The sequence below is a fragment of the Jannaschia donghaensis genome (genome assembly GCF_001403795.1).
Lineage (GTDB): Bacteria > Pseudomonadota > Alphaproteobacteria > Rhodobacterales > Rhodobacteraceae > Jannaschia > Jannaschia donghaensis.
The window spans coordinates 1088251-1094984 of the sequence record NZ_CXSU01000012.1 but is presented as its reverse complement, the minus strand read 5'-3'; the positions used below and the strand labels follow the sequence as shown (position 1 = coordinate 1094984).

The 6734-nt window shown below is 65.5% G+C and carries 11 protein-coding genes; all 11 read left to right on the top strand.

Annotation, left to right across the window (positions count from 1 at the left end; genetic code table 11):
- A partial coding sequence (locus JDO7802_RS14600; protein ID WP_055086680.1) for a DNA-packaging protein occupies window positions 1-998 on the top strand: 998 nt, incomplete at its 5' end.
- A 74-nt stretch (window positions 999-1072) separates the two neighbouring features.
- On the top strand, window positions 1073-2224 hold the full coding sequence (locus tag JDO7802_RS14595; protein WP_055086679.1) for a phage portal protein: 1152 nt from the start codon (window positions 1073-1075) through the stop codon (window positions 2222-2224).
- Complete coding sequence (locus JDO7802_RS14590; RefSeq protein ID WP_055086678.1) at window positions 2221-2529, top strand: hypothetical protein; 309 nt, start codon at window positions 2221-2223, stop codon at window positions 2527-2529. Before JDO7802_RS14595 ends, JDO7802_RS14590 begins: the two co-directional genes overlap by 4 nt.
- Window positions 2522-2941 carry a hypothetical protein gene (locus JDO7802_RS14585; protein WP_187298154.1) on the top strand — a complete coding sequence of 140 codons (420 nt, stop codon included), beginning with the start codon at window positions 2522-2524 and terminating at the stop codon, window positions 2939-2941. Before JDO7802_RS14590 ends, JDO7802_RS14585 begins: the two co-directional genes overlap by 8 nt.
- A gap of 36 nt (window positions 2942-2977) precedes the next feature.
- The gene (locus JDO7802_RS14580) at window positions 2978-3517 is read left to right on the top strand and encodes an HK97 family phage prohead protease (protein ID WP_055086676.1); all 540 of its coding nucleotides are present in this window, start codon (window positions 2978-2980) and stop codon (window positions 3515-3517) included.
- 35 nt (window positions 3518-3552) lie between these two features.
- Window positions 3553-4698, top strand: coding sequence for a phage major capsid protein (locus JDO7802_RS14575; protein ID WP_245624203.1), 1146 nt, complete (start codon window positions 3553-3555; stop codon window positions 4696-4698).
- Window positions 4699-4874: 176 nt separating this feature from the next.
- Window positions 4875-5423 (top strand): head-tail connector protein, encoded by a 549-nt coding sequence (locus JDO7802_RS14570; RefSeq protein ID WP_055086674.1) that lies wholly within the window; start codon window positions 4875-4877, stop codon window positions 5421-5423.
- Complete coding sequence (locus JDO7802_RS17745) at window positions 5423-5767, top strand: phage head closure protein (protein WP_083481184.1); 345 nt, start codon at window positions 5423-5425, stop codon at window positions 5765-5767. The genes JDO7802_RS14570 and JDO7802_RS17745 overlap by 1 nt, the downstream gene beginning before the upstream one ends.
- On the top strand, window positions 5764-6177 hold the full coding sequence (locus JDO7802_RS14565) for a DUF3168 domain-containing protein (protein WP_055086673.1): 414 nt from the start codon (window positions 5764-5766) through the stop codon (window positions 6175-6177). Before JDO7802_RS17745 ends, JDO7802_RS14565 begins: the two co-directional genes overlap by 4 nt.
- A gap of 24 nt (window positions 6178-6201) precedes the next feature.
- Window positions 6202-6615 (top strand): phage major tail protein, TP901-1 family, encoded by a 414-nt coding sequence (locus tag JDO7802_RS14560; RefSeq protein ID WP_055086672.1) that lies wholly within the window; start codon window positions 6202-6204, stop codon window positions 6613-6615.
- Window positions 6615-6734, top strand: a 120-nt coding sequence (locus tag JDO7802_RS18585; RefSeq protein WP_144430701.1) for a GTA-gp10 family protein, incomplete at its 3' end; no start/stop codon positions are given. The genes JDO7802_RS14560 and JDO7802_RS18585, both read left to right, overlap by 1 nt.

The following is a 6734-nucleotide window of genomic DNA, read 5'->3' as shown; positions in this document are numbered from 1 at the left end:
CGGATCGGCGCCCCGAATGGAAGGCGACGCAGCGCAAGCTGATCTGGCCGAACGGTGCCGAAGCGCAGGCGTTTTCGGCCCATGATTTCGAGGCCCTTCGGGGGCCGCAGTTCGATGCCGCGTGGGTCGACGAATTGGCGAAATGGCGGCGGCCGCAAGAGGCGTGGGACATGCTTCAGTTCGGGTTGCGACTGGGCGATTGCCCGCAGGCGGTGGTGACGACGACGCCGAAGAATATCGACGTCCTCAAGGACCTTTTGGGGCGGTCGTCGACGGTATCGACGCATGCGGCCACGGAAGCGAACCGGGCCAATCTGGCGAAGAGCTTTCTGACTGAGGTGATGGAGCGTTATGGCGGAACCCGCCTGGGGCGGCAGGAACTGGAAGGTCTGTTGCTGGAGGATACCGAAGGCGCGTTCTGGAACGGTCGGGCGCTGGACGCCCTGCGGGTGGACGAGGTGCCGGACTTCGACCGGGTGATCGTCGGGGTGGATCCGGCGGTGACGTCAGGCGGTGCCGCGGATGAGACCGGGATCGTGGTCGTCGGGGCTGTGACGCAGGGCCCGGTCAAGGATTGGAAGGCTTGGGTTCTGGAGGATGCCACCGTGGCGGCATCGTCGCCGACGAAATGGGCCGAGGCGGTCGCGGATGCCTATGAGCGGTGGAACGCGGACCGGGTGGTGGCCGAGGGCAATCAGGGCGGCGACATGATCGAGGCGGTGCTGCGGCAGGTCGCCCCGAACGTCAGTTACCGCAAGGTGACGGCGAGCAAAGGCAAGGGCGCGCGGGCGGAGCCGGTGGCAGCCCTTTATGAACGCGGACGGGTTCGGCACCTGCGGGGCCTTGGTGCCTTGGAGGATCAGATGTGCCGGATGTCCGGCGCAGGATACCAGGGACGGGGATCGCCGGACCGGGTGGACGCGATGGTCTGGGCCATTTGGGCGGCGATGCTGGACCCGAAGGTCGCGCGGGCCGGGCCGCGTCTGCGGCAGTTGTGACGATAAAATAAAACCATCGAGTGAAGGGCCCCTTGAGAGGGCCCTTTTCTTTTGGCCTGACGGAAGGACGGACGATGTTCGGATTGAAACGAAAAGCGGCGGCGCAGGCACCTGAGGCGAAGGCGTCGGCCACGGGTCGCGTGGCGGCGATGGGCATGGCCGGTCGCGCCGTGTGGTCGCCGCGGGATACGGGAACGCTGATGCGGCTCGGGTTCGTGGGAAACCCGGTCGGGTTTCGCGCGGTGAAACTGATCGCGGAAGCGGCGGCCGCAATACCACTGATCTGTTCGGACGCGGAGGGGCGGATGGAAGTGCATCCAGTTCTGTCGCTGCTGGCGCGGCCCAACGGGGCACAGGGGCGCGGCGAGTTCCTCGAAGCGCTGTTCGGACAGTTCCTGTTGTCGGGCAACGCCTATGTGGAGGCGGTCGGGCCGGGCGGTCTGCCTGCCGAGCTCCATGTGCTGCGGTCGGACCGGATGGCGGTCGTACCGGGACCGGACGGATGGCCGGTGGCCTATGATTATACGGTCGGAGGTCGGACGCACCGTTTCCGCGTCGGGGAGGTGTCCCCGGTGTGCCACCTTCGGGCGTTCCATCCCCAGGACGATCACTACGGCCTGTCGGCTCTGTCGGCGGCGGCGGGGGCGGTGGACGTGCACAACGCGGCGTCGCGCTGGTCCAAGGGGTTGCTGGACAATGCAGCGCGACCGTCGGGTGCGATCGTCAATTCGGGCGAGGGTTTAACGCAGGAACAGTTCGACATGCTGGCCGCCGAGATGGAGGCGCAGCACCAGGGCGCGCGCAACGCGGGACGCCCGATGCTGCTGGATGGCGGTTTGGACTGGAAGCCAATGGGCTTTTCGCCCTCAGACATGGAATTTCAGAAGACGAAGGAAGCGGCGGCGCGCGAGATCGCGATGGCCTTCGGTGTGCCGCCCATGATGCTGGGCATCCCCGGCGATGCGACTTACGCGAACTACGTCGAGGCAAACCGGGCGTTCTATCGTCTGACGGTTGTCCCGCTGGTCACGAAGATCTGTGACGGGTTGGCCCATTGGATCGGGACCCATTCGGGCACGCCGGTCGATCTGAGCATCGACCGTGATCGCGTGCCGGCCCTGCACAGCGAACGCGACGCCGAATGGGCGCGGATCGCCGGCGCGGCGTTCCTGTCGGACGCGGAGAAGCGATTGATGCTGGGCTTGCCGGCGATGGAGGACGTGTGAGCGGCGATCACGAGGTTCGGGGCGGGGGATCGAGATTTCTCTACGCGCCGTTCCAGGACACGGAAGCCGCCTTTCTGCGGACCGAGGCGCGGCTGGCACAGGTGGAGGCGGCGTTTACGCGGCTGGAGACCGAGCGAGCCGTCAACGAGGAGAAGCAGAAGCTGATCGAGACGCGGTTCAACCAGATCGACAGGCGCCTTGACCGGATCGACGGTCTGATCTCGCGGCTGGTGTGGCTGATCGTGGCGGCCATCGTGGGCGGCTTCATGTCGTTCGTTCTGAAGGGGAATTTGATCGGTGTTTAACCTCGCGAAATTGTCGAAGGGGGCGGTGACACTTGCGGTCTGCATGGCGCTGACACCGGCGGTCTTTACCGCTGGTCCGCTGATCGAGAGCCGTCTCTTTGCGGTGGTGAGCGGCACCGTCGTGACCGGGACGCGGGTCGATCCCCGCGGCATGCTGTTCAACGTCTGGTTCAGAAAGTCCCGCCCGTGCGAGTTCATCGGGCTGGCCTGGTACGACGGGGACGTCCGGCTGCGTATCGACTTTCACCCGTCGTTGCCTGTGCAGCCGGTGCCGCGCACGCGTCCGCCGGGCGGACAGGCTGCGGGTCCGTGGCTGCTGCGCGGGGTGGAAAGCCTGCAGGGGACGCGGGCCGTGACGCTGCACCGATGTCATCCGCTGTGGCTGACGATCTCGGAATTCTACGGACATTGAAGCCCGCGCCGTGCGGCGGGGCAGGAAGGATATCGGATGGATACGAAGACGGGTCTGGAGCGCAAGTTCGCGCGTGGCGAGAGTGTCGTGACGCTGGAGGATGGCAAGACGATTGCCGGCTACGCGTCCTGGTTCGGCCAGGAGGATACGGGTCGCGATATCGTCGAGGTCGGGGCCTATTGCGACTGCCTGGCGCGGATGTCGGCCGAGGGGCGTCGGGTCAAGATGCTGTGGCAGCACGATCCCGCCCAGGTGATCGGCGTCTGGGACGAGGTGCGCGAGGACGCGCGGGGCTTGTTCGTCAAAGGTCGGTTGCTACCCGGCGTCGAAAAGGCGCGGGAGGCGGCTGAACTGATCGAGGCGGGCGCGCTGGACGGTCTTTCCATCGGATACACGGTCAAACGGGCCGGCAAGGACGAACAGGGGCGCAGGCTTCTGAAGGAACTGGAGCTTTGGGAGGTGTCGCTTGTCACCTTTCCGATGCTGCCCAGTGCGCGGGTCGGGGCCAAGGCGGACCGCTCGCGCGAATTGGCGCGTGCCATCGAGGCCGCGCGTCTGGAACTGGCGCGCGATTGATGCCGCCGATCAACATCACCCGAAAGGAATGCCCGATGAGCCATGACGGCGTCGGGGAAGTCACCGAGGCGCTGACCGGTCTGGTCAGTGACTTCAAAGGCTTCCGCCAGGAAATCACCCAGAAGATGAAGCAACAGGAAGAGCGGCTGAATATGACTTACAAGACCCAACGCCCCCAGCTGGCGAGCAACGACATGGCGGAAGCCCCCCATCAGAAGGCGATGGATGCCTATTTGCGGTCTGGCGACGACGAGGGGCTTCGCGCCCTGGTTCTGGATGCCAAGGGTATGAACACCGCCGTGTCGGCAGAAGGTGGCTATCTGGTCGATCCGCAGACCGCCGAGACGGTCAAGTCGGTGTTGACCGGCGCATCGTCGATCCGGTCGGTCGCGAATGTGGTGAACGTCGAGGCGACGTCGTACGACGTGCTGGTCGATCACACCGATCTGGGCACTGGCTGGGCGACGGAATCGGGTGGTTTCGCAGAGACCGACAGCCCGATGTTCGATCGCGTGTCGATCCCGCTGCACGAGCTTTCGGCGATGCCCAAGGCGTCGCAGCGGCTGCTGGACGACGCGGCGTTCGACATCGAGGGATGGCTTGCCAAGCGGATCGCAGACAAGTTCGCCACGTCGGAGGCGGCGGCGTTCGTGACGGGTGACGGCGTGGACAAGCCCACGGGGTTCCTGACCTATGCCAACGTTGACGAGGCCAGCTGGGCCTGGGGCGCGCTGGGATATGTCGCGACAGGATCGGTTGATGATTTCCACGCCGAACGGCCGTCGGACGCCATCGTTGATGTGGTCTATGCGTTGGGGGCGAAGTACCGCGCTAATGCAACCTTCGTGATGAACTCCAAAACGGCAGGCGCGGTTCGCAAGATGAAGGATGCGGACGGTCGCTTCCTGTGGTCCGACAGCCTTGCCGCCGGTCAGCCGGCGCAGTTGATGGGGTACGCGGTGCTGATCGCCGAGGACATGCCCGACATCGGCACGGATGCGACGGCCATCGCCTTCGGGGACTTCAGTGCGGGCTACACCGTGGCCGAGCGTCCCGACCTGCGTGTCCTGCGGGACCCGTTCAGCGCCAAACCCCATGTTCTGTTCTACGCCACCAAGCGCGTGGGCGGGGACGTCACCGACTTCGCGGCGATCAAGCTGCTGAAGTTCACGACGGCCTGATCGTGGCGGCCCGATCCTTTGAAAGGTCGGGCCGGGCAAGGTGTCTTGTGGACGATGTCCTTCCCGCGACCCTGACGGGTCGCGGATTGGTGGGGTCGGTGTGTTTCCGGCTTGGTCCGCACGCGGCGCACTGGCTCCACAGCAATATTTAATGAACACGCAGGCGGAGGATGCCGATGGCGATGATTGTGCAAGGGTCCGATGGGATCACAGAGGAGGCGTTGCCCGTAGCAGACCTGGCCGCGTGCCTGCGGCTGATGGATGGGTACGACACGGTGCCGGGACAGATGGCGCGGCTGCGGTCGCGTCTGCGCGCGGCGATCACGATGGTCGAGGGGCGGACGGGCCATGTGCTGGTCGCGCGTGATCTTCAGCTGACCGGGGCGGCGCAAGGTGGCTTTCGAGAGATTGTGCCCCTGTCCCCGCTGGTGGCCGTAACCCGCGCGGAGGTTCGGCAGGGTTTAGTCTCTGTTGACCTGGGGGCCGCCACGATCGAGCCGCATCCGCATCGACCGACGATCGTTTTCGCACGGGCGGTTCAGCCAGGCGCGATCCTGAGCGTGGCCGTGACGGCGGGATACAGCGCCTGGGAACAGGTGCCCGCGCCCCTGCGCGAAGCGGTTCTGGCCATGGCGCAGGGTTTGGACGGCGCAGAGAACATGACCGCGACGACGGAGGCCTTGATCGCGCCATATCGGGCGATGCGGATCGGAGGAGGTGTCTGATGGGTCATGTTTTCAGGCGGCGTTTGACGCTGCAGGCACCAGTCCGGGTATCGGACGGTGCGGGCGGACAGACCCTGAGCTGGGAAGACCGTGGGGGGCTTTGGGCGGAAGTACGGATGCGCTCCGGCTCTCTCCGCCATGGCGCGTTCGGACGGACACCGCGCCTGCAGGTGCGTCTGACGACCCACTCGGTGCCCCAAGGACATCCAATGCGGGCCGAGCCGGGACAGCGGCTGCGCGATGGGGGGCAGGTCTATGAGATCGAGGCGGTGCACGATGCCGACGATCGTCAGTTGCTGACGATCCTGGCGAGCGTCGCCTCCCATGTTGGGGGGGCGGCATGACCTATGCGGCGGGCGAAAGCCTTCAGACGGCGATCTTCGGACGCCTGATCGGCGACCCCGTGGTGGACGCCTTGTTGGCTGGGGCGGTCTTCGACGACGTACCGACGGATGCGCCTGACCTTTTCGTGGCCATCGGACCCGAAAAGACCCGCGGTGTCGCCGACAGCGGCGGCCACGGCGCGGTCCATCAACTGCAGATCAGCGTGGTCACCCGGCGCGAGGGATATCTTGCGGCGAAGACGGTGGCGGTCGCGGTATCGGACGCGCTTTCAAGCACGGATCTGACACTGGCGCGCGGGCGATTGGTATCGCTGCGCTTCGTTCGGGCAGAAGCCCGGCGCGACAAGACGGAAGGGACCCGCCGGATCGACCTGATTTTCCGGGCGCGGACGGACGACACGGGGCTGTGAGCCATTTCAAGGAGATATGAATAAATGACTGTTCAAGCAGGCAAGGACCTTCTGTTGAAGGTCGATCAGGACGGCACCGGCGTCTTCGTGACGTTGGCCGGATTGCGGGCGACACGGTTGACCTTCAATGCGGGCAGCATCGACGTCACTTCGACTGAAAGTGCGGGCGGATGGCGTGAATTGCTGGGCGGCGGTGGCGTGAAATCGGCGGCCGTATCGGGATCTGGAATCTTCCGCGACGAAGGCACGGATGCGCGGGCCCGACAGCTGTTCTTCGATGGCGAAGTGCCGGCGTTCCAGGTCATCATCCCCGATTTCGGCATCGTGGAGGGCCCATTTCAGATCACATCGCTGGAATACGGTGGCACGCACGATGGCGAAGCGACCTATGAGATTGCGCTGGCGTCGGCTGGCGAGCTGATCTTCACGCCGCTGTGATGGGGGGCGGGAACCCCTTTGCCGGGGAAGTGGCGTTGGTGCTGGATGGCGAGCGTCATCTTCTCAAGCTGACGCTTGGGGCGTTGGCCGAACTGGAGGCCGACCTGGCTGCCGGGTCA